The organism is Salinisphaera orenii subsp. halophila YIM 95161 (genome assembly GCF_003732545.1).
GTDB lineage: Bacteria > Pseudomonadota > Gammaproteobacteria > Nevskiales > Salinisphaeraceae > Salinisphaera > Salinisphaera orenii_A.
The window spans coordinates 1-818 of record NZ_AYKF01000033.1 but is presented as its reverse complement, the minus strand read 5'-3'; the positions used below and the strand labels follow the sequence as shown (position 1 = coordinate 818).

1 protein-coding gene is annotated in these 818 nt (G+C 64.9%); it reads right to left on the bottom strand.

The genetic code is table 11. The annotated features are described in order from the left end of the window. The coding region (locus tag SAHL_RS02615; protein ID WP_123589858.1) for an elongation factor Tu at nucleotides 1-818 on the bottom strand (818 nt) is incomplete at both ends.

The following is an 818-nucleotide window of genomic DNA, read 5'->3' as shown; positions in this document are numbered from 1 at the left end:
GCCGTAATCTTGGTCACGACGCCGGCGCCCACGGTGCGGCCGCCTTCGCGGATCGCAAAACGCAGACCCTCTTCCATCGCGATCGGGTGGATCAGCTCGACGTTCATCGTGACGTTGTCGCCCGGCATCACCATTTCGGTGTCCGCCGGCAGCTCACACGCGCCCGTGACGTCGGTCGTGCGGAAGTAGAACTGCGGACGATACCCCTTGAAAAACGGGGTGTGACGGCCGCCCTCTTCCTTTTTCAGTACGTACACCTCGCACTCGAACTGCGTGTGCGGGGTGATGCTGCCCGGCTTGGCCAGCACCTGGCCGCGCTCGATGTCTTCGCGCTTGGTGCCGCGCAGCAGGACGCCGATGTTGTCGCCGGCCTGGCCCTGGTCCAGCAGCTTGCGGAACATCTCGACGCCGGTGACCGTGGTCTTGACCGTGTCGTGGATGCCCACGATCTCGATGTTGTCGCCGACGTTGACGATGCCGCGCTCGACGCGACCCGTGGCCACGGTGCCGCGACCCGAGATCGAGAAGACGTCTTCGACCGGCATCAGGAAGGCGCCGTCAACGGCGCGTTCCGGCTCGGGGATGAATTCGTCCATCGCGCGAACCAGCTTGGCGATCGATTCGATGCCGTGCTCGCCTTCGTCGCCTTCCAGCGCCTTGAGCGCGCTGCCGACGATCACCGGGGTGTCGTCGCCCGGGAAGTCGTAGGCGTCCAGCAGTTCGCGGACTTCCATTTCGACCAGCTCGAGCAGTTCTTCGTCGTCGACCATGTCGGCCTTGTTCAGGTACACGACGATGAACGGGACGCCGACCTGGCG